A 20,481-nucleotide genomic window follows, 5' to 3' on the forward strand; every position below is an offset into this window, starting at 1 on the left:
GGCTTTTCACTGTGTGGCAGAACCGGGCACCAACCGGGTGCTATCGTGACGTGTTGCCACCTGGCGCAGGCATCCCTGCGGCAAGGTGGCAACGCCAGTACATCCCGCATCCACGGAGACTGACTGGAACCAGCGCATTGCCTGCTTGAGAACCGCATCACTGTTCAGGATTGAAACATGCGTTTCGTCGTAACCGATGATCCGGGTCGCCGCCTGCTGTGCCTGCGGCAGCAACTGGCTCGAAATGGATACCGATCCATCGCTGTTGCCGGGTAGCCACAAGTTGCGGCCACGGTAGCTGAACATCAGGTAATGGGATACCGATTGTGGCCAGGTCTGGGCAAACAGTTGCTGCAGGAAGTCGCTGCCCGGCGCCAGATCCTGCCAGGAAGGTACCACCACCGGCGCTTTCTCCAGGCCCAGCTCTGCCAGCGTATGCCCACCCCATGGGGTGGAAAGCGTCAGCAACTGGCGTACCGGCTGTTGCGGCAGCCGTTGCTCCGCCAGCAGGATCGTTTGCCGGGCCACCAAGCCGCCCACACTGTGGGCAACAATGATCATGTCGCTGAAGCCATGATCATGCTGGAGCTTGGCGATCAGCTCGACCAGCGCATCCGCACTGGTGGCCAGCCGTATGCCGCTGGGGTAATTGAATACCCAGGGCTGGTAACGGTCATGATCCATGCCGGTGATGAATTGCCGCCACTGTTGCGGATAACCACCGGAGCCATGAATGAACAGCACCGGAATCTTGTCTTTGCGATAGGGCTCGAAGAAATAAATGCCCACGCCATTGTGGGCGATGAAATCGAGCGGCGCCCATACGCCTTGAGTACCCGATTGCCGGTTGAAACTGCGCTCTCCCCAGTCTGCTTCACGCCCGGCAAAGAAAGGGAAGCTGCTGATGCCGTCAGCAGCAGCCTGCAAGCCACCGGGTTGCTGCAGTTGTGCCGGAGCAGCAGGTGATCGGCTGCTAAGGTTGATCTGCTGATAGCGCGTTTCGCCGGCCTCCATCAACAGGCCATCCGGCCAACCAGCCAGCTGGGTGGCTTCACCGTTGTCCGGCTTGCCATTGCCGTTTTTATCCCAGAAAGCGGCAAGCACATAACGCCGCCCCATCGGGACCAGAAAACCGAAATGCGCTGCGTCATCGCCATGCAGGCGGGCAACTTCGCGCATGGGCGTAGCCATTTCATACAGAACCAGACCGGCCTGCTCCGCAGGAACATCCGTCAGCCAGACTGCGCCGGCAATCGCGCCCTGTGTTTCAAAAGTATCCAGATTTTCTTCCAGTCTGACCATGCGTTTTATCGGCGCACACGCCAGCAATTGCAACAGCAATCCACCCAATACCATTCGCCACAGGATCATTTTCATCTTGGTTTTTTCTCGCCCTTTTACTTGCAGCATAGTGAATGGTCTGACAAATGACCGGCTATCGCCATTGCGGCTTGTCGCCATGGCGGCTGCTTGCGCTTGATCGGACAGATCAGGCCGATCTGCTGGTATGCGTCCGGCTTCGTTCAGGCCCATCGGCCATTGCGGCGCCCGGATGCCTTGGCAAGAACGCGTGGCAGATGGCCAGCAGCCGCATGGATGATGCGTTGTCCTGCCATGCCCATCCGGTTTCAATATCCGGCAGGCCGCGCCAGATATTTGTCTGCCAATTGCCGGGTTTCGCCACTGGCTTTCATTTGCTGCAACGCATTCGCCAGTTTGCCGGCCGTTGAATCCGGTGCAATCCGCTCAGGCAGGTTATGGGCTGACAACGGTGCCCGGGCATCGAACAGCGGATTCCTGACCCCACCGTAATGGCTGGAAAAGCGCGATACCCCCATCAGCATCGGATAAGCCGGCCCACGGCAATGCGTATGTGCGCGTAACCCCAACGGCGCCAGCGAGGTCAGGTGCTTTTGCTGCATGTAATGCAGGAACGGCTCCTCTTCGATCAGGAACAGATCGCCCCGCTTGCCCTGCAGCAACTTCACCGCCAGCGGCATATCGATCCTGGCGCCCAGTGTGGTGGGGATCAGCGCCGGGTATCGGGCATCGAGCGTGGTCCGGCTATCGCCGATCTCGACGATCAGCCGCAGGCGCGGCGCATGATCGAGATCGGTTAGCGGCGCCACATCATCACGGGTGATGCATAGCTCGCGCGTAACCAACCCGTTCTCCGCCCAGTTCATGAAGTCAGCCCGGTCTGCGGCAAACGAACCGGAATAGAGATCGACCGTGCCCGCCCGCATTTCGGAGAAAATACGCTTCTTGGGCAAGCGCACCACCTTCAGCTGCATGCCGATTTTTCTGGCCGCAGCGGCATACAGATCCAGGTACAGGCCGTGATTGTCCGGCGCCTCGGCAATCAGCGGCGGTTTTTCCCGTTCCGGATAGGCAAAAACCAGCGTGCCGGTCTGTGCATACAACCAGGCCGGGCAGCAAAACAGCACAAATAGCAGTACGCGCATCGCGTGTTCCTGAGCGGGATATGCCACAGGCTAGCGCTGCCGCGTAGCCGATGGCAATACCTGAATGGCATGAGCCATAACGGCGAAAAATGCCGCGCCATGCACGGTAGGCCGCGTGTCGCACCCGCAACAAACGGATATGAAAAAGCCACCCCGAGAGGTGGCTTTCATTCATACACACAACGTCTATTTGCGGTTGATCGCGCGCCAGCCGATATCGCTGCGGTACTGCATGCCGTCGAAATGCAGATCGGCAACCACTTCGTAGGCGCGCTTCTGCGCCGCCTTGTAGCTCTCGCCGAATGCCGTGGCGCACAGCACGCGGCCGCCGCTTGTGGTGGCATCACCGGCGGCATTCTGCGCCGTACCGGCGTGGAATACGTGCGCATCGGCATACTGCTTGTCCAGCCCGCTGATCACGTCACCCTTGCGTGGGGTATCCGGGTAATTGGCCGCGGCCAGTACCACGCCCATCGCCACGCGGCGGTCCCACTCGGCTTCCGCCTGATCCAGCGTGCCGTTCACACCATGCTCGAGCAGGGTCACGAAATCGCTCTTCAGGCGCAGCATGATGGGCTGGGTTTCCGGGTCGCCAAAGCGGCAGTTGTACTCCACCACCTTCACCGCGCCTTCCGCGTTGATCATCAGCCCGGCATACAGGAAGCCGGTGAACTCGACGCCATCGCGCGCCATGCCGGCCACTGTGGGCAAAATCACTTCGCGCATGGTGCGTGCGTGGATTTCCGGCGTCACTACCGGGGCCGGGCTGTATGCGCCCATGCCGCCGGTGTTCGGGCCCTGGTCGTCGTCGAGCAGGCGCTTGTGGTCCTGGCTGGAGGCCATTGCCAGCACATTCTTGCCATCGACCATCACGATGAAGCTGGCTTCTTCGCCATCGAGGAATTCTTCGATCACCACGCGGGCGCCGGCATCGCCAAACTTGTTGTCGGCCAGCATCATGTCGATGGCGGCATGCGCTTCTTCAGCGTTCAGCGCCACCACCACGCCCTTGCCGGCGGCAAGGCCATCGGCCTTGATGACAATCGGTGCGCCCTTGGCATCGATATATGCGTGTGCAGCAGCCGCATCACCGAAGGTTTCATAGTCGGCGGTGGGAATGCCGTGGCGCTTCATGAACGCCTTGGCAAAATCCTTCGACCATTCCAGTTGTGCGGCGGCACGCGTGGGGCCGAATACCTTGAGGCCGGCAGCGCGGAACGCATCGACCACGCCTTGCGACAGCGGCGCCTCGGGGCCGACCACGGTCAGCGACACGTTTTCGCGCTGGGCAAATGCCACCAGATCGGGAATGGCGGTGACATCGACGTTGGTCAGGTCTTTTTCCAGCGCGGTACCGGCATTGCCCGGCGCAACGAACACCTTGGCAACGCGGTCGCTCTGGGCAATTTTCCACGCCAGCGCGTGCTCGCGGCCACCGGAGCCGATTACGAGAATATTCATGGTTTGAATCCTGTTGAAACAGCTTACTGCAGCTCGACGCGGCCAAAGAAGAACGCGACATTGCCATGGTTCAGGCCGCCACCGAGCTTGGGAATGAAAGTACCCATCAGCGATACGCGGTCCGCCTTGATCGACACCAGCGGCAACGCGATCGGGAAGGGAATGCCGCCATAGATATCCTGGCGGCTGACAAGGCCCACCGTGTAGCCCAGGCCCGCCGACATCGGGCCCACCACGTTCCAGTACCAGATGCGGCCATAGCCGACATTGATCTGCGGATCCTTGTGCGAATCGGAGAAGATCATGCCGTACACGATGTCCTGGTTGCCATCGGCATCGGTCACATGTTTGCCGAAACCCAGCCCCCATGCCTTGCTGTTGAGCTCATCGAGCTTCTCGTCGGTATAGGTATTCGGGTCGTGCCAGGCGTAGCCGCTGAGGTAAAGGTCGGGAGAGCCCTGTTCATAGGTATCGGCAATGCGCTGGCAACCGCTGCCCAGCCATTCACCCATGTTTCCGCAGTCGATCGCATACGCTGGCAGGGCTGCAACCAGGCAAAGCAGGGCAAGCAGTTTTTTCATCTGTTATCTCTGTCCCGGATCGGGGTTTGGTTCACAGTATTGCAAGGCAAAATGACGGCAACACTCCGGCCTGCTGGCCGATGTGCGCCGCCTTGTGTGCACATCAATGGCGGAAGTGGCGGATACCGGTGACCACCATGGCAATGCCGTGCTCATCCGCAGCGGCAATCACCTCGTCGTCGCGCACCGAACCACCCGGCTGGATGATGGCGGCCACGCCGTTTTCTGCAATCACATCCACGCCATCGCGGAACGGGAAGAACGCATCCGATGCGGCCACCGAGCCACGCAGGTTGAGGCCGGCATGCTTGGCCTTGATTGCAGCGATCTTGGTGCTGTCGACGCGGCTCATCTGGCCGGCACCGATGCCCAGCGTCTGGCCCTTGCCGCAGAATACGATGGCGTTGGATTTGACGAACTTGGCCACGTTCCAGGCAAACAGCAGGTCTTGCAGCTGCTGCTCGGTGGGCTGGATTTTGGTGACGACCTTGAGGTCGGCCAGTGTCAGCGTGTGGGTATCCGGGGTTTGCACCAGCAGGCCACCGCCAACGCGCTTCAGGTCGAACTTGTTCTCGCCGGTTTCGATGGCCACTTCCAGCACGCGCACGTTCACTTTCTTGGCCAGCAGGGCCAGTGCTTCCGGCGAATAGCCCGGGGCGATCAGCACTTCCATGAACTGCTTGGATACCGCTTCGACGGTATCGACATCGATCGGCTTGTTGAACGCGATGATGCCGCCGAATGCGCTGGTGGTATCGGTAGCGAATGCCAGCTGGTACGCGCTGTATGGATCGGCAGCCACCGCCACGCCACACGGGTTGGCATGCTTGACGATCACGCAGGCCGGCTTGGTGAACTGCTTGACGGCTTCCCACGCGGCATCGGCATCGGCGATGTTGTTGTAGCTCAGTTCCTTGCCCTGGTACTGCTTGTAGTTGGCGAGCGAACCGGCAGCAGGATGCAGGTCACGGTAGAACGCCGCAGCCTGGTGCGGGTTTTCGCCGTAACGCATGTCCTGCACTTTTTCGAACTGCACGTTCAGGCGGTTCGGGAACGCAGCTTTTTCGCCGTCATCGGTCAGTGCGGTCAGGTAATTGGAGATCGCGCCATCGTAGGCGGCGGTGTGGCTGAATGCCTTCTTGGCCAGGTTGCGGCGCGTGGCCAGCGTGAGTGCGCCGCCGTTGGCGTGCATTTCTTCCACCAGCGTGGCGTAATCGGCGGCATCGGTAACGATGGCGACGTGCGCATGGTTCTTGGCGGCAGAGCGCACCATGGCCGGGCCACCGATGTCGATGTTCTCGATCGCATCGTCAAAGCTGCAATCGGGCTTGGCGATGGTGGCTTCGAACGGGTACAGGTTCACGCACACCAGGTCGATGTTGCCGATATCGTGCTCGGCCATCTTGGCAACATGGCTGTCGAGATCGCGCCGGCCAAGGATGCCGCCGTGGATCTTGGGGTGCAGCGTTTTCACGCGGCCGTCGAGCATTTCCGGGAAGCCGGTGTAATCGGCCACTTCGATCACCGGCACACCGTTTTCGGCAAACAGCTTGGCAGTACCGCCGGTGGAAAGAATCTCGACGCCTTGCGCGGACAACGCCCTGGCAAACTCGAGTACGCCGGTCTTGTCGGAAACGCTGATCAGCGCCCGGGTGATTTTGCTCATCTCTTGCACCTGTTTATTGTATTTACAGAAGATCGTAGGTTTGCAGCTTCTTGCGCAGCGTATTGCGGTTGATGCCCAGCATCTCCGCCGCACGGGTCTGGTTCCCGTCCACGCGCTCAAGCACCAGCGTCAGCAGCGGTTTTTCCACCCGTGCCAGCACCATGTCGTAAACCGCGCACGGCGCTTCGCCGTCGAGGTCATGAAAATATTGTTCGAGCGAGGTCTTGATCGCCTCGGCAATCGGATCAACGATCAGATCGCGGTCTTGCTGATTCATATTTCTCCCTGATTTGCTGCAAGGTCCACGTCGTAGGTCAATCGCTCGCCTGCTGCCAGCAGCCGTTCGAAAAACCCGCGCGTCGCCTGTTGTTGTTCTGTGGTGGACTCCAGCTTGTACATGGTCTGGCGGAATTCATTGCCGCCGCGCAGCCCCTTGGTGTACCAGGCGATATGCTTGCGGGCGATGCGGCAACCCGAGTACTCGCCGTAATGGCTGTAGAGCCCATCCAGGTGTTCGATCAGTACATCGCGTATTTCCGCCACCGCCGGCTGTGGCAACAGCTCGCCGGTGGCCAGGTAATGGCCGATTTCACGGAACAGCCACGGCCGCCCCTGCGCGGCGCGGCCGATCATGATGGCGTCCGCGCCCGTGGCACGGAGTACCTCGGCGGCCTTTTGCGGGGTACCGATATCGCCATTGGCGATCACCGGAATACGCAGTTGCTGCTTCACTTCGTGGATCAGCGCGTAACGCGCATCGCCGTTGTACATGTCTTCCCGCGTGCGGCCGTGGATGGCCAGCGCGGCAATGCCGGCATCCTCGGCCATGCGTGCCACGCGCAGGATGTTCTCTTCGCCGTTGCAAAAGCCCAGCCGGGTTTTCAGCGTGACGGGCACATCCACCGCGCTGACCACCGCGTGCAGAATGTCGCCCACCAGCGCCTCGTTCTGCAATAAGGCCGATCCCGCCAGCTTGTTGCACACCTTCTTGGCCGGGCACCCCATATTGATGTCGACGATCTGCGCGCCGTTGTCCACCTGGTAGCGCGCGGCTTCGGCCAGCTGCGCCGGGTCCGACCCGGCGATCTGTACCGAGATGGGTGCGAGCTCGCCATCGAAATCGGCGCGGCGCTGAGTCTTTTTGGTCAGGCGCAGCGATTGATCGGACGTGATCATCTCGCTGACCGCATGCCCGGCGCCAAAACGCTTGCATAACTGCCGGAAAGGCTTGTCCGTCACGCCGGCCATGGGGGCGACGATCAGATTGTTGGCAAGCTGGTAGGGGCCGATACGCATGCGGAATGTACGGGGTAGCTGGGTAACGCGAGAGGGGCGCATTCTACCGCCTGCCTATTTTTTAGGCAAATAAAAACCGCCCCGTGGCAGGCGGTTTTTATCCGGTATCCGCTCAGCGCAAGCGCTGCTTCACTGGTCCGACCAAGGCTCGGCCAGGCCAGCCGCTTCCCATGCCTTGAACGCGGGCAGACCGAGCAGCAGATCGGCATACGCCTGCGCATCGGCCGGCAGCGCAATACCATAGGTACGAAAACGCGTAGCCACCGGCGCGAAGAACGCATCGGCCCAACTGAATGCACCGAACAGGAAAGGCCCGCCCTGGCCAAAGCGCGCGCGGCAATCGGCCCATAGCGCCACGATGCGGTCTACATCGGCCTGTACATCGGCAGGCACCTCGATCTGCTTGCGTTGCGATAGGTCCATATTGCACAACGAGCGCAGCGGCACGAAGCCGGCGTGCATTTCCGCACACGCGGCACGCGCCACTGCGCGGGCTTTTGCATCAGCCGGCCACAGCTGCGCTTGCGGGTATTTCTCGGCCAGGTATTCGGCAATCGCCAGTGTTTCCCAGATCACCAGATCGCCGTCCACCAGCGCGGGCACCTTGCCGGTGGGCGTGATGGTAAGGCGCAGCTCACGGCTGCCAGCATCGTACAGGTTGATCAGGCGCTCCTCGAACGGGATGCCGGCATGGGTGAGCGCCAGCCACGGCCGCAATGACCACGATGAATACTTCTTGTTGCCAATGATGAGTTGCATGGAAAGCTCCGTAAAAGCACAGCACAAGTTTGCATCAGATTAGGCGATACCGGGATGCGCACACAGCAGCAGTTGTGGTGGATATGTACGGTAGCAGCCATTGTTACGTTTCTTGACTTGCGCGGCTTACATCAGCATCTGACGATATGCGGTATCCAATCCATCAAGCGGAGAGCAGCATGCTCAGCGGCAACATCCTCACCCCTGACGGCTGGCGCCACGGCCAGCTGGCTTTCGGCCATGGCCGCATTGCCATGCTGGGCGGCGTGCCGCGTGATCCGGCCGGCAACGGCCATGACTACATCCTGCCCGGCTTCATCGACTTGCATATCCACGGCGCGCTGGGGCTGGACACCATGGACGGCGCCACAGCCGCCACGCGTATTGCCAGGCTGCACGCACAGCACGGCACCACCAGCCTGCTGGCCACCACCGTCTGTACCACGCATGAAAAGCTGGCCGCGCTGCTGGCCGAGCTGGCCGGCCCGATTACCCGGCGCCCCGCCAATGCCGCCCGCACGCTGGGCGTGCATCTGGAAGGCCCGTACGTCAACCCGGGCCGGCTAGGCGGCCTGCCCAATGAAGTACGGCCTGCCGTGCTGGCAGAGCTGGACGAATACATGCGGCTGGTGCCGGTCAAGGTGGTGACGCTGTCACCGGAAATTGCCGGACACGAAGCCATCATCCGCACGCTGGCCGAGCGCGGCGTGCGCGTGCAGATCGGCCACACGCTGGGCACTTACGAGGAAGGCGTACAGGCGCTGGAAAACGGCGTGGCCGGCTTCACCCACCTGTACAACGCGATGACACCGCTGAACCACCGCGCGCCCGGCATGGTGGGCGCCGCATTGGCGCACGCACAGTACAGCGAGCTGATCCCGGACCTGATCCACGTGCATCCCGGCGCGATGAAGGTGGCGCTGCGCAGCATCCCCAAGCTGTATTGCGTGACCGACGCCACGCAGACCGCCGGCCTGCCCGATGGCTCGTATACGCGGCGCGGCCGCACCGTCACCAAGTGCCTGGGCGCCGTCACCCTGCCGGATGGCACGCTGGCCGGCAGCGCACTGACCATGGACGTGGTGCTGCGCAATCTCGTTTCCCTGGGCTTGAGCATCGCCGACGCATCCAGCCGTATCTCGCGCAACCCGGCCGATTACCTGGGTCTGGCAGACCGTGGCCGGCTGGCGCAGGGTGCTTGGGGTGATGCGGTGGTGCTGGATCGGGATCTGCGGGTGAAGGCGGTCTACGTGGAAGGAGAAGCGGTCGATCTGACGCTGGCACCGTGAATCGGCGTGGCAGGATTTGATGGCAGACTGGCGCATGGGCCATGGCCGTCTGCCTTATGGTGAAGCGATCTCAACAGGAGTACACACCATGCTGGCACTGCGCCCCAACTGCGAATGCTGCAACCGCGACCTGGCTCCGGAGCGGGATGTGGCATACATCTGCTCATTCGAATGCACGTTCTGCGCCGACTGCACTGCCCACCTGCAGGCCGTCTGCCCCAACTGCAGTGGCGAGCTGGTAGCCCGGCCACGGCGCTCTGCGCAGAAGCTGCTGGGCAATCCGGCTTCGGCGGAGCGGATTTACAAGCCTGCGGGGTGCGCAGCGGTGGCATGATTAGCGGGCAAGTTGCGGCCGCCACGCCTCCAGTCCAAGCGCCAGTGACGCTTTCACGCCACTTCAACCGCCGCTTGGCAAGCCAGTGAACAAAGCATACTGCGGCCGTCCAACTTTCCAGGTTGAATAACGTCCAACGACGACAGATAGCACGCCACCGGCAGGAGCAAACGATCCACCAACGATGATCGTGAATGCTGCGGCTACGGTTAGGGCACCAAAACAAAAAGCGGGCCACAGCCCGCTTTTTGTTGAATATGAGCCTACTCAGCCCACTTTCTTCTTCAACAATTCCAATGCCATCGCCGGGTTGGCCTTGCCACCACTGCCCTTCATCACCTGCCCCACCAGCGCATTCAGTGCCTTTTCCTTGCCCGAACGATATTCCTCGATCGCCTTGGGGTTGGCAGCCAGCACGGCATCCACAATGGCTTCGATCGCGCCGGTATCGCTTTCCTGCTTCAGGCCATCGCGCTCGATGATGGCGTCTGCCACCGATGGATCAGTCGCACCAGACTCCCACATCTTCTTCAGCACATCCTTGGCGGTCTTGTTGTTGATGGTGTTGTCCATCACGCGCTTGATCAGGCTGGCCAAAGCCACGGCCGAAACCGGGCTGGCTTCGATGCCTTTCTCTTCGCGATTCAGCGTGGCCGATACATCGCCCATGATCCAGTTGGATGCCAGCTTGGCATCCGCGCCAGCGGCAACGGTGGCCTCAAAAAACCCAGCCAGCGCCTTGGACGACGTCAGCGTGCTGGCATCGTAGGCCGGAATGCCATATTGCGATACGAAGCGCGCCTGCATGGCGGCCGGCAATTCAGGCAGCTCACTGCGCACGCGCTCGATCCAATCCTCGCCGATCACCAGCGGTGGCAGATCGGGATCGGGGAAGTAGCGATAGTCGTGCGCATCTTCCTTGCTGCGCATCGAGCGCGTTTCACCGGTGTCCGGGTTGAACAACACCGTAGCCTGCTGCACCTTGCCACCGTCTTCAATCAGCTCGATCTGGTAGCGCACTTCGGCGTGCACCGCCTGCTCGATGAACTTGAAGCTGTTCAGGTTCTTGATCTCGCGGCGGGTGCCGAATTCGGCCTGGCCGAACGGGCGCACCGACACGTTCACGTCGCAGCGGAAGCTGCCTTCCTGCATGTTGCCATCGCAGATACCGATCCACGTCACCAGGCTGTACAGCGCCTTGGCGTACGCGACAGCTTCGGCGGCGGAGCGCATTTCCGGCTCGGAAACAATTTCCAGCAGCGGCGTGCCGGCGCGGTTGAGATCGATACCGCTGTGGCCGTGGAAATCCTCATGCACCGATTTGCCGGCATCTTCTTCCAGATGCGCACGGGTCAGGTTGATCACCTTGTCCACGCCATCCACATTGATGGTAATCGCACCACCTTCCACCACCGGCAGCTCGAACTGCGAAATCTGGTAGCCCTTGGGCAGGTCGGGATAGAAGTAATTCTTGCGGGCAAACACCGAGCGACGGTTGACCTTGGCACCGATAGCCAGGCCAAACTGGATGGCCTTGTCGACCGCGGCCCGGTTCATCACCGGCAACGCGCCCGGCAAAGCGATATCCACCACGGCAGTCTGCGTATTGGGGGCCGCGCCGAAGGCGGTGCTGGCCGGGGAGAAAATCTTCGATTGCGTAGTGAGCTGGGTATGCACTTCCAGCCCGATGACGACTTCCCATTTCATGGTGTCTGCTCTCTTTTACTGTCGTTTGATCGTCGTCAGCGTGGCTGACGGCGATACCAATATTGATATTGCTCTGCAAAACCCAGCCCGGCATACAGCGCCACGGCCGGCGCGTTGGCAGCCACCACCTGCAGCACCGCCTGCGCGGCACCAGTTTCGTAGCCCCAGGCCAGCAGGCTGGCAACCAGCCGACGGGCATGGCCACGGCGGCGCAAGGCCGGGTCGGTCACGATGTCGAACAGCAACACGCTGTCCCATTGCCTGACGGCAAACCCGCAAGCCACGATACGGCCCTGTTCCAGCACCGCGCCAAACGCCACCGGGCACGCATACGCGGCCAGCATCTGCCGGGCGGTGTGCTGCTGGGCGGCGTCCAGATTGCTCAGCGCGGCAAATGCGGCAAACCACGCGCCGTCGGGCACCTGCCACAACGTGACCGCAACATCAGCCACTGCATGCGCGGGGCTCAGTGCCAGCGTCTGCACGCTGGAACGGTCAATCTCTTCGTAACCCCGTTGCACCAGCAATGCATCCAGCGCTGACACTGCGGCGGTCAGCTTGAAAACGGCCGGCTGGCCTTGCGCGTGGTAGCGCGCTTCCACATATGCCAGCTTTGCCTCATCGGGCAACACCCCCACATGCAGCGGGCTGACCGAATTGGCGCGCTTGGTATAACCGCTTGCAAAACGCAGTACCCAGCCATCGAGCCATTCGGTGCTGAGCGCCGGCCATGCTGACAGCGTCAGCGTTTCGAGGTGGGGGATATGCGCAGTGGCCACGGCCATCCCTTACAGCGTCGGCGCCCTGGTGTGCCAGTCGGTCACTTGCTGGTACTGATGCGCCACGTTCAGCATGCGCGCCTCGGCAAAATAGTTGCCGATCAATTGCATGCCTACCGGGCGACCGTTGCTGCCGAAACCCACCGGCACGCTCATGCCCGGCAAGCCGGCCAGGTTCACGCCCAGCGTGTAGATGTCTTCGAGGTACATGGCGACCGGGTCGGCGTTTTTCTCGCCCAGATTCCACGCGGTATTGGGGGCCACCGGGCCGGCAATCACATCGCACTGCGCAAACGCCGCCTGGAAATCATTGGCAATGATGCGGCGGATTTTCTGTGCCTGCAGGTAGTAGGCATCGTAGTAGCCATGGCTCAGCACATAGGCACCAGTCAGGATGCGGCGCTTCACTTCGTCACCAAAGCCCTCGGCGCGGCTTTGCATGTACATCGCGTCCAGCGGCGATGCACCCTGCTCGACCAGGTGATCGAATTTCGCGGCACGGTGACCATAGCGCACACCATCAAAACGGCTGAGGTTGCTCGATGCCTCGGCCGGAGCAATCACGTAGTAGGACGGGATCGCCAGCCGGGTATTGGGCAGGCTGATTTCCACCACGGTGGCGCCCAGCTTCTTGAGCTCGGCAATCGCGGTTTCGATCGCGCCGGCCACATCGGCCGCCAGGCCCTCGGCAAAGTATTCGCGCGGCAGGCCCACGCGCAGGCCGGCCAGCGGCTGGTTCAGATCGCGGGTGTAATCTTCCTTGGCGTGTTCGAGGCTGGTGGAATCGCGCTCGTCGAACCCGGCCATCACGTTGAGCATCAGCGCGCAATCTTCGGCGGTATGTGCGAGCGGCCCGCCCTGATCCAGCGACGACGCAAACGCCACCATGCCGTAGCGGCTGACGATGCCATAGGTGGGCTTGATGCCGGTAATGCCGCAAAACGCTGCCGGCTGGCGGATGGAGCCGCCGGTATCGGTACCGGTGGCCACCGGCGCGAGGCCTGCGGCCACCGCAGCGGCCGAGCCCCCCGAGCTGCCACCGGGTACTGCCAGCAGATCCCACGGGTTTTTCACCGCGCCGTAGAAGCTGTTTTCGTTGGACGAGCCCATGGCGAATTCGTCCATGTTCAGGCGGCCCAGCGTGACGAGGCCGGCGGCACGGGTTTTCTCGATCACTGTGGCGTCGTACGGCGACACGAAGTTGTCGAGCATTTTCGAGCCACAGCTGGTTTTCCAGCCTTCGGCGCAAAAGATGTCCTTGTGTGCGATGGGCACGCCGGTCAGCAGGCCGGCATTACCGGCGGCGCGAGTGGCATCGGCGGCGCGGGCTTCGGCCAGCGTCTTGTCGGCATCGACGGTGATGAAGGCATTGAGCACCGGGTTCAGCTGATCAATGCGGGTGAGGTAATCCTGCGCCAGTTCAACCGCCGAGGTCTTGCCGGTGGCGAGCAGGCCGGAAAGCGCTTTGAGAGTGCGTACAGTCATGATGTCTTTGGCTTCAGTATGGGCTTCGATCAGTCCGGGCTGGCAGCGCTGCCATAGCCCATGCCCTGCTCGATCAGATCGATCAGGGTGTGGATGACCTTGATATGGATTTCCTGGATGCGGTCGGCGTAGCCGAAGTGCGGCACGATGATTTCGACATCGGCCACGCCCTTGAGCTTGCCACCGTCCTTGCCCATCAGCAGGATGACCTTCATGTCGCGCTTGCGGGCTTCTTCTACCGCGCGGATCACGTTGGCGGAGTTGCCGCTGGTAGTGATGCCGAACAGCACATCGCCCGGCCGGCCGAACGCCGCCACGTGGCGGGCAAAGATTTCGTTGAAGCCGTAATCGTTGCCCACGCAGGTGATGTGCGAGGGATCGGTGACGGCCATGGCCGGCATCGCGGGGCGATCATCCCGGTAGCGGCCAGACAATTCCTCGGCAAAGTGCATGGCATCGCAATGCGAGCCACCGTTGCCGCAGGAAATCGCCTTGCCGTCCGCCTTGAAGCTGGTCACCAGCGTATCGGCCGCCTGCTGCACGGCATCGAAAAAACGGTCGTCTGCCAGCACGCGGTTCAGGAGTTCGGCAGCTTCGCGAAAATGCTGCGCGGCGCGGCTCACTCGAGCACCCTGGGCACGAGGTAGAGCCCGTTTTCCACCAGCGGGGCCACCGCCTGGAACGCCTCGCGGCGATCAACAGCCGTGGCGGCATCGGCCCGCAGCCGCAGTGCAACATCCTGTGCATGCGCCATCGGCTCGATGCCGGAGGTATCAACGGCGCGCATTTCTTCGATCAGGCCGAAGATGCGGTTAAGCTGTGTCTGTGTTGCGGCCACTTCGGCATCGGAAACCGCGATGCGGGCCAGTTTGGCAATACGCCGTACGTCATCCAGAGACAGGGACATAGCGGTAATTCTCCCCTTCTAAACCTTCATTAACGTCAGCGCCTTAGGGTATCATACCGCCCTTGATTCGCCCAAACCGCCGGGCCACCCTGCCAGCCTGCGCCGGGGCGCAACTCCCCTACCCAGAATTCACCATTGCGAGCACACGATGTTTGGTCTCCTTTCCGGCTATTTCGCCAACGATATTGCGATTGACCTTGGTACCGCCAATACGCTGATTTACATGCAGGGCAAAGGTATCGTGCTTGATGAACCCTCGGTTGTCGCCATCCAGCAGGAAGGCGGCCCGTCGGGCAAGAAAACCATCCTGGCCGTCGGTGCCGAAGCCAAGAAGATGCTTGGCCGCACCCCGGGCAGCATCAACGCCATCCGCCCGATGAAAGACGGCGTGATCGCCGACTTCACCATCACCGAACAGATGCTCAAGCAGTTCATCAAGAAAGTGAACCCCAGCCGCCTGTTCAGCTCCCCGCCCCGCATCGTGATCTGTGTACCCTGCGGCTCCACGCAGGTTGAGCGCCGCGCGATCCGCGAATCGGCGCTTGGCGCCGGTGCTCGCAAGGTCGAGCTGATCGAAGAGCCGATGGCAGCGGCCATCGGTGCCGGGCTGCCGGTTGAAGAAGCCACCGGCTCGATGGTGGTGGACATCGGCGGCGGCACCACCGAAGTGGGCGTGATCTCGCTGGGCGGCATCGTGTATGCATCCAGCGTGCGCGTGGGCGGCGACAAGTTCGATGAATCCATCATCAACTACATCCGCCGCAACTACGGCATGCTGATCGGTGAAACCACCGCAGAAGACATCAAGAAGCGCATCGGCTCCGCCTTCCCGGGCGCCGAAGTGCGTGAAATGGAAGTGAAAGGCCGCAACCTGGCCGAGGGCATTCCGCGCTCGTTCACCATTTCCAGCAACGAAATTCTCGAAGCACTGACCGAGCCGCTGAACCAGATCGTTTCCGCGGTGAAGCAGGCGCTGGAGCAAACCCCGCCCGAACTGGGCGCGGATATTGCCGAAAAAGGCATGGTACTGACCGGTGGCGGCGCGCTGCTGCGCGATCTGGATCGCCTGCTGATGGAAGAAACCGGCTTGCCGGTGATCGTTGCCGATGATCCGCTCACCTGCGTGGTGCGCGGCTCGGGCAAGGCGCTCGAAAAGCTCGACAAGGCTACTGCCATCTTCACCAACGACTAAGTGGGGCGCGAGAGCCAGCGCACACCGTATCCGCCTTGATGTACCGGCAGCCCAGCTTGCCGGCGGATGCATTACCCGGGCCCTCGCTCATCAATGCAATCGAACCAACCCGCTTTTTTCAAGCAAGGTCCGAAGCCGCTTACGCGGCTTCTGGTCTTTTCTGTGCTCTCGCTGGCACTCGTCATCGGCGATGCCCGCTACGGCATGCTGGGCCGCGTGCGCGAGCAGGTTTCCATCATGCTGTATCCGCTGCAATGGCTGGCCACTGCGCCGTTCGCCGCGCTGCACTCAGCCAATGATTTCCTCACCCGCCAGGCCGAACTGCAGGCCGAGAACCGCCAGTTGCACGATGCCCAGCTGGTAGCCAGGGCACAGGAAATGCGCCTGAAGGCACTGGAAGAAGAAAACAGCCACCTGCGCAAGCTCACTACCGCGCAAGCCAGCCAGCCGCGCCCCAGCCAGCTGGCCGAGGTGCTGTACAACGGCCGCGACCCGTTCTCCGCCAAGCTGATCGTCGACCGCGGCGAGCAACAGGGCGTGCAGGCAGGGCAAATCGCGCTCGACAGCCGTGGCGTGGTCGGCCAGGTGGTGCGCGTGCAACCACTGACCAGCGAAGTGCGGCTGATTTCCGACCGCAACCACATGGTACCGGTAGAAATCGAACGTACGCGCATGCGCACCGTGGTGTACGGCATGGGCCGCCAGCAGATGCTGGAGATCCACAACCTGGCGCCCAACGTCGATATCCAGGTGGGCGATGTGCTGCATACCTCGGGCATCGATGGCATCTACCCTGCCGGGCTGCCGGTGGCGAAGGTGGTGAAGATCGATCGCCAGGCCACATCGTTTGCGCGCATCCTGTGCGAGCCGGTGGCCGAAATCGACCGTCACCGCTTCCTGCTGCTGCTGGATGCGCCGTCGTCGCGCCCGGCGTATCCCGTTGAAGAGGCCGCGTCTGCACCGGCCGCCAAGAAGAAAGGTCGCTGATGCCCGTTACCCGTCAGCTGCTCCGCCCGGTCAGCATCTCGTTCATCCTGTTCAGCTTTGCGCTGGCGCTGCTCATCAACCTGCTGCCATGGCAGGCGAAGATTGCCAATCTGGCCCCCGATTTCGTGGCCATGATGGTGGTGTACTGGACGCTGAACCAGCCACGCCGCATCGGCATCGCCACCGCCTTCATCCTTGGCATCATCATGGACGTGGGCGACGGCAACGTGCTGGGCCAGCACGCGCTGGCGTATACCGTGGTGGCCTACCTCGCGCTGTCGCGCCAGCGGCTGATCGCGGTGTTTCCGTTCTGGCAGCAGGCACTGGTGGTACTGGGCCTGCTCACGCTGGGCCAGACGCTGATGGTGCTGATCCAGCTCAGCCTGGGTGCCGCCTTCGTGGGCTGGACCTATTTCGTCGGCAACGTGCTGGCCGCAGTACTGTGGGTGCCCCTGTGTAACCTGATGCTGTCTCACCAGCGCAAGCCCGTCACCGTCAATCTATGAAATCCCGCCATCGTGCGATGTTCTCCAAGCCGGTCAAGGGGCGCATGCGCGCGCCTGCCAGCAATGAACTGAGAAACGCAAACGCTGAACGCTATGCGTTCCAGTTGCGCATCCTGGCGGCCGCGCTGTTCGTGCTGACGCTGTTCGGCTGCCTGCTGGCGCGTTTTGTGTGGCTGCAGGCACTGCAGCACGAAAAATACCAGACCATGGCCGAGGCCAACCGCATTTCGCTGGTGCCGGTGCAGCCGTCGCGCGGCATCATCAAGGACCGCAACGGCGTGGTGCTGGCGCACAACTACTCCGCGTACACGCTGGAAATCACGCCGTCCAAGCTGCCGGACGAGCTGGAACAGAGCATTGAGCGGCTGAACCACATCGTCGAGATCACCCCCAAGGACCGCCGCCGCTTCAAGAAGCTGATGGAGGAAACCAAGGAGTTCGAATCGCTGCCGATCAAGACACGGCTGACCGATGAGGAAGTAGCGCGCTTTGCCGCCAACAGCTACCAGTTTCCCGGGGTCGAGGTCAAAGCGCGTCTGTTCCGCCATTACCCGCTGGGCGAGCTGGCCAGCCATCTGATCGGCTACATCGGCCGCATCAACGACAAGGACATCATCAATCTCGAAAACGCCGGCGAAACTGCCAACTATCGCGGCACCGACCATATCGGCAAGGTGGGCATCGAGCAGTTCTACGAAGAACAGCTGCACGGCACCACCGGTTTCGAAGAAGTGGAAATCGATTCGGGCGGCCGCGCCATCCGCACGTTGCGCCGCATCCAGCCGACACCGGGCAAGAACCTGGTGCTGTCGGTCGACATCAAGCTGCAGGAAATCGCCGAAAAAGCCTTTGGCGAGAACAACGGCTCGCTGGTCGCCATCGACCCGAAAACCGGCGGCGTGCTGGCACTGGTTTCCAAGCCCGGCTACGACCCCAACCTGTTCGTGGACGGGATCGATCCGCAAAACTGGAAAGACCTGAACGAATCGCCGGACAAACCGCTGAACAACCGTGCGCTGCGCGGTACCTATCCGCCCGGCTCCACCTTCAAGCCCTTCATGGCGCTGGCCGCACTGGAAGGCGGTTTCCGCACCGCCGGCGCCACCATTGCCGACCCGGGCTTCTTCTGGTTCGGCGGCCACCAGTTCCGCGACGACAAGGTGGGCGGCCACGGCATGGTCGACATGTACCGCTCCATCGTGATTTCGTGCGATACCTACTATTACTCGCTGGCCAGCAGCATGGGCATCGACAACATCTCGCACTTCATGCGGCTGTTCGATTTCGGCCAGCCCACCGGCGTGGATATCGATGGCGAGCAGCCCGGCGTGCTGCCCAGCCAGGAATGGAAGAAAAAGCGCTTCAAGAACCCGGCGCAGCAAAAATGGTATGCGGGTGAAACCATCTCGATCGGTATCGGCCAGGGTTACAACACCTATACGCCGCTGCAGATGGCGCATGCCACCGCCACGCTGGCCAACAACGGCGTGATGTTCAAACCGCACCTGGTGCAATTCATCGAGGACGCCGGCAAGGGCAGCAGGACGCCGGTAGAGCCTACGCCGGTGAAAACCATTCCGCTCAAGCCGGAAAACCTGGCTGTCATCCACCGCGCGATGGCGGGCGTGATCAAGGAAGGCACCGGCGCACGCGCCTTTGCCGGCGCGCAGTACGAAGCGGCCGGCAAGACCGGTACCGCGCAGGTGTTCAGCCTGAAAGGCGCCAAGTATTCCGAATCGGGCACCAAGAAACACCTGCGCGACCATGCATGGTTCATTGCCTATGCGCCAGCCAGCAATCCGACCATTGCGCTGGCGGTACTGGTGGAGAACGGCGGCTTCGGTGCCGCCACCGCCGCGCCGATCGCGCGCCAGGTGCTCGATTTCTACCTGACCGGCAAGGCGCCGACTGCGCCAGCCATCAATGCATCCGATGTGGAGAATGCCACCGATGATTAAGCGGCTCTGGGACGGCATCAAGCGCCCGGTCGATCCGTGGCTGCTGGTGTTCACGCTGATGGTACTGGTGCTGTCGGTGGTGGTGCTGTACTCCGCATCCAACCGCGACATGGACAAGGTGACCGACAAGCTCACCTTCATGGGCATCGCCGTAGTCACCATGTGGTGCGTAGCCAATATCTCGCAGCAGAATCTGATGCGGCTGGCGTTGCCGGCTTATCTGTTCGCGGTGCTGCTGTTGCTGGGGGTGCAGTTCTTTGGCGTGACCAGCCATGGCGCCACGCGCTGGCTCAATATCGGCGTCACGCGCATCCAGCCATCCGAGCTGATGCGCATTGCATTGCCGCTGATGCTGGCATGGTATTTCCATCACTTCGAGGCCAACCTGAACTGGCGGCACTTCCTGGTGGCGCTGCTGCTGATGCTGATCCCGGTCGGCCTGATCCTCAAGCAGCCCGACCTCGGCACCGGCCTGCTGATCGCCGCTTCGGGTTTCTATATCCTGTTCTTTGCCGGCCTGCCGTGGAAGCTGATCGGCTTGCTGGTACTGGCCGCCGGCGGCGTGGCCTATACCGTCACCCACTGGGACCTGTGCGTACACCTGCTGCACGAGTACCAGTGCCGCCGCGTGGCCACGATGATCGACCCGATGGAAGATCCGCTGGGCGCTGGTTACCACATCATCCAGGGCACCATCGCCATCGGCTCTGGTGGCCTCGTGGGCAAGGGCTGGCTCAACGGCACGCAAACCCACCTGGATTTCATTCCCGAACGCACCACCGACTTCATTTTCGCGGTGTTCGGCGAGGAATTCGGCCTGGCGGGCAATGTGGTGCTGCTGGTGATGTACCTGCTGGTAATTGCCCGCGGCCTCACCATCGCCATGAACGCATCCACGCTGTTCGGCCGCCTGCTGGCAGGCTCGATCACGCTGACCTTCTTCACCTATGCATTCGTCAACATGGGCATGGTCTCCGGCATACTGCCGGTAGTAGGCGTGCCCTTGCCACTGGTGTCGTACGGCGGTACGTCCATGCTGTCCATCCTGACCGGCTTCGGCATCCTGATGAGCATAGGTCGCGATAGAAAATTGATGAAGGTGTGAGGAA

20 protein-coding genes are annotated in these 20,481 nt (G+C 61.8%); 7 read left to right on the forward strand and 13 right to left on the reverse strand.

Annotation, left to right across the window (positions count from 1 at the left end; translation table 11 throughout):
- Positions 1-6: 6 nt before the first annotated feature.
- The 8 genes from IGB42_RS07385 to IGB42_RS07420 form a co-directional block, all read right to left on the reverse strand.
- Positions 7-1,377 carry a triacylglycerol lipase gene (locus tag IGB42_RS07385; RefSeq protein ID WP_159669316.1) on the reverse strand — a complete coding sequence of 457 codons (1,371 nt, stop codon included), beginning with the start codon at positions 1,375-1,377 and terminating at the stop codon, positions 7-9.
- A 251-nt stretch (positions 1,378-1,628) separates the two neighbouring features.
- The gene (locus IGB42_RS07390; protein ID WP_159669321.1) at positions 1,629-2,465 is read right to left on the reverse strand and encodes an ABC transporter substrate-binding protein; all 837 of its coding nucleotides are present in this window, start codon (positions 2,463-2,465) and stop codon (positions 1,629-1,631) included.
- Between the two features lie 186 nt (positions 2,466-2,651).
- Complete coding sequence (purD, locus tag IGB42_RS07395; RefSeq protein WP_159669324.1) at positions 2,652-3,926, reverse strand: phosphoribosylamine--glycine ligase; 1,275 nt, start codon at positions 3,924-3,926, stop codon at positions 2,652-2,654.
- A 23-nt stretch (positions 3,927-3,949) separates the two neighbouring features.
- Positions 3,950-4,507 (reverse strand): peptide ABC transporter permease, encoded by a 558-nt coding sequence (locus IGB42_RS07400; protein ID WP_159669327.1) that lies wholly within the window; start codon positions 4,505-4,507, stop codon positions 3,950-3,952.
- Between the two features lie 103 nt (positions 4,508-4,610).
- A complete protein-coding gene (gene purH, locus IGB42_RS07405) occupies positions 4,611-6,173 on the reverse strand; it encodes a bifunctional phosphoribosylaminoimidazolecarboxamide formyltransferase/IMP cyclohydrolase (RefSeq protein ID WP_159669330.1) in 1,563 nt (520 codons plus the stop codon).
- 22 nt (positions 6,174-6,195) lie between these two features.
- Positions 6,196-6,450, reverse strand: coding sequence for a helix-turn-helix domain-containing protein (locus IGB42_RS07410; protein ID WP_159669332.1), 255 nt, complete (start codon positions 6,448-6,450; stop codon positions 6,196-6,198).
- Positions 6,447-7,469, reverse strand: coding sequence for a tRNA dihydrouridine synthase DusB (gene dusB / locus IGB42_RS07415; RefSeq protein WP_159670116.1), 1,023 nt, complete (start codon positions 7,467-7,469; stop codon positions 6,447-6,449). Before dusB ends, IGB42_RS07410 begins: the two co-directional genes overlap by 4 nt.
- Before the next feature lie 129 nt (positions 7,470-7,598).
- Positions 7,599-8,228, reverse strand: coding sequence for a glutathione S-transferase family protein (locus tag IGB42_RS07420; RefSeq protein WP_159669335.1), 630 nt, complete (start codon positions 8,226-8,228; stop codon positions 7,599-7,601).
- Positions 8,229-8,407: 179 nt separating this feature from the next.
- Here IGB42_RS07420 and nagA point away from each other — a divergent pair, with 179 nt between their 5' ends.
- Together nagA and IGB42_RS07430 are read left to right on the forward strand one after the other, a co-directional pair.
- Entirely contained in the window at positions 8,408-9,517 is a 1,110-nt protein-coding gene (gene nagA / locus IGB42_RS07425; protein ID WP_159669338.1) for an N-acetylglucosamine-6-phosphate deacetylase, read from the forward strand.
- Positions 9,518-9,605: 88 nt separating this feature from the next.
- The gene (locus IGB42_RS07430; RefSeq protein WP_159669341.1) at positions 9,606-9,851 is read left to right on the forward strand and encodes a DUF1272 domain-containing protein; all 246 of its coding nucleotides are present in this window, start codon (positions 9,606-9,608) and stop codon (positions 9,849-9,851) included.
- Between the two features lie 267 nt (positions 9,852-10,118).
- Here IGB42_RS07430 and gatB read toward each other — a convergent pair whose 3' ends face one another.
- Genes gatB through gatC form a run of 5 tightly spaced genes read right to left on the reverse strand, consistent with a single transcriptional unit; the run spans position 10,119 to position 14,729 of the window.
- Positions 10,119-11,558 carry an Asp-tRNA(Asn)/Glu-tRNA(Gln) amidotransferase subunit GatB gene (gene gatB, locus IGB42_RS07435; protein WP_159669342.1) on the reverse strand — a complete coding sequence of 480 codons (1,440 nt, stop codon included), beginning with the start codon at positions 11,556-11,558 and terminating at the stop codon, positions 10,119-10,121.
- Positions 11,559-11,593: 35 nt separating this feature from the next.
- Positions 11,594-12,343, reverse strand: a complete 750-nt coding sequence (locus tag IGB42_RS07440) for a GNAT family N-acetyltransferase (RefSeq protein WP_159669343.1) — start codon at positions 12,341-12,343, stop codon at positions 11,594-11,596.
- 3 nt (positions 12,344-12,346) lie between these two features.
- Positions 12,347-13,822, reverse strand: coding sequence for an Asp-tRNA(Asn)/Glu-tRNA(Gln) amidotransferase subunit GatA (gene gatA / locus IGB42_RS07445; RefSeq protein WP_159669344.1), 1,476 nt, complete (start codon positions 13,820-13,822; stop codon positions 12,347-12,349).
- A 29-nt stretch (positions 13,823-13,851) separates the two neighbouring features.
- Positions 13,852-14,445: a D-sedoheptulose 7-phosphate isomerase gene (gene lpcA, locus IGB42_RS07450; protein ID WP_159669345.1), complete on the reverse strand. Its 594-nt coding sequence runs from the start codon at positions 14,443-14,445 to the stop codon at positions 13,852-13,854.
- Complete coding sequence (gene gatC, locus IGB42_RS07455; protein WP_159669346.1) at positions 14,442-14,729, reverse strand: Asp-tRNA(Asn)/Glu-tRNA(Gln) amidotransferase subunit GatC; 288 nt, start codon at positions 14,727-14,729, stop codon at positions 14,442-14,444. The genes lpcA and gatC overlap by 4 nt, the downstream gene beginning before the upstream one ends.
- A gap of 148 nt (positions 14,730-14,877) precedes the next feature.
- Here gatC and IGB42_RS07460 point away from each other — a divergent pair, with 148 nt between their 5' ends.
- From IGB42_RS07460 to rodA, 5 genes are all read left to right on the forward strand, one after another.
- Positions 14,878-15,921: a rod shape-determining protein gene (locus IGB42_RS07460; protein ID WP_084089026.1), complete on the forward strand. Its 1,044-nt coding sequence runs from the start codon at positions 14,878-14,880 to the stop codon at positions 15,919-15,921.
- A gap of 93 nt (positions 15,922-16,014) precedes the next feature.
- Positions 16,015-16,908 carry a rod shape-determining protein MreC gene (gene mreC / locus IGB42_RS07465; RefSeq protein WP_159669347.1) on the forward strand — a complete coding sequence of 298 codons (894 nt, stop codon included), beginning with the start codon at positions 16,015-16,017 and terminating at the stop codon, positions 16,906-16,908.
- Positions 16,908-17,414 carry a rod shape-determining protein MreD gene (mreD, locus tag IGB42_RS07470; protein WP_159669348.1) on the forward strand — a complete coding sequence of 169 codons (507 nt, stop codon included), beginning with the start codon at positions 16,908-16,910 and terminating at the stop codon, positions 17,412-17,414. Before mreC ends, mreD begins: the two co-directional genes overlap by 1 nt.
- Complete coding sequence (gene mrdA / locus IGB42_RS07475) at positions 17,411-19,372, forward strand: penicillin-binding protein 2 (protein WP_201799860.1); 1,962 nt, start codon at positions 17,411-17,413, stop codon at positions 19,370-19,372. The genes mreD and mrdA overlap by 4 nt, the downstream gene beginning before the upstream one ends.
- Positions 19,365-20,477, forward strand: a complete 1,113-nt coding sequence (rodA, locus tag IGB42_RS07480) for a rod shape-determining protein RodA (protein ID WP_159669349.1) — start codon at positions 19,365-19,367, stop codon at positions 20,475-20,477. The genes mrdA and rodA overlap by 8 nt, the downstream gene beginning before the upstream one ends.
- Positions 20,478-20,481 lie beyond the last annotated feature (4 nt).

The sequence above is a fragment of the Andreprevotia sp. IGB-42 genome (assembly GCF_009848685.1).
Taxonomy (GTDB): domain Bacteria; phylum Pseudomonadota; class Gammaproteobacteria; order Burkholderiales; family Chitinibacteraceae; genus Andreprevotia.

Coding starts and splice junctions, on each gene's coding strand:
- IGB42_RS07385 (WP_159669316.1), bottom strand. CDS start 1,377: ATGAAAATGATCCTGTGGCGAATGGTATTGGGTGGATTGCTGTTGCAA.
- IGB42_RS07390 (WP_159669321.1), bottom strand. CDS start 2,465: ATGCGCGTACTGCTATTTGTGCTGTTTTGCTGCCCGGCCTGGTTGTAT.
- purD (WP_159669324.1), bottom strand. CDS start 3,926: ATGAATATTCTCGTAATCGGCTCCGGTGGCCGCGAGCACGCGCTGGCG.
- IGB42_RS07400 (WP_159669327.1), bottom strand. CDS start 4,507: ATGAAAAAACTGCTTGCCCTGCTTTGCCTGGTTGCAGCCCTGCCAGCG.
- purH (WP_159669330.1), bottom strand. CDS start 6,173: ATGAGCAAAATCACCCGGGCGCTGATCAGCGTTTCCGACAAGACCGGC.
- IGB42_RS07410 (WP_159669332.1), bottom strand. CDS start 6,450: ATGAATCAGCAAGACCGCGATCTGATCGTTGATCCGATTGCCGAGGCG.
- dusB (WP_159670116.1), bottom strand. CDS start 7,469: ATGCGTATCGGCCCCTACCAGCTTGCCAACAATCTGATCGTCGCCCCC.
- IGB42_RS07420 (WP_159669335.1), bottom strand. CDS start 8,228: ATGCAACTCATCATTGGCAACAAGAAGTATTCATCGTGGTCATTGCGG.
- nagA (WP_159669338.1), top strand. CDS start 8,408: ATGCTCAGCGGCAACATCCTCACCCCTGACGGCTGGCGCCACGGCCAG.
- IGB42_RS07430 (WP_159669341.1), top strand. CDS start 9,606: ATGCTGGCACTGCGCCCCAACTGCGAATGCTGCAACCGCGACCTGGCT.
- gatB (WP_159669342.1), bottom strand. CDS start 11,558: ATGAAATGGGAAGTCGTCATCGGGCTGGAAGTGCATACCCAGCTCACT.
- IGB42_RS07440 (WP_159669343.1), bottom strand. CDS start 12,343: ATGGCCGTGGCCACTGCGCATATCCCCCACCTCGAAACGCTGACGCTG.
- gatA (WP_159669344.1), bottom strand. CDS start 13,822: ATGACTGTACGCACTCTCAAAGCGCTTTCCGGCCTGCTCGCCACCGGC.
- gatC (WP_159669346.1), bottom strand. CDS start 14,729: ATGTCCCTGTCTCTGGATGACGTACGGCGTATTGCCAAACTGGCCCGC.
- IGB42_RS07460 (WP_084089026.1), top strand. CDS start 14,878: ATGTTTGGTCTCCTTTCCGGCTATTTCGCCAACGATATTGCGATTGAC.
- mreC (WP_159669347.1), top strand. CDS start 16,015: ATGCAATCGAACCAACCCGCTTTTTTCAAGCAAGGTCCGAAGCCGCTT.
- mreD (WP_159669348.1), top strand. CDS start 16,908: ATGCCCGTTACCCGTCAGCTGCTCCGCCCGGTCAGCATCTCGTTCATC.
- mrdA (WP_201799860.1), top strand. CDS start 17,411: ATGAAATCCCGCCATCGTGCGATGTTCTCCAAGCCGGTCAAGGGGCGC.
- rodA (WP_159669349.1), top strand. CDS start 19,365: ATGATTAAGCGGCTCTGGGACGGCATCAAGCGCCCGGTCGATCCGTGG.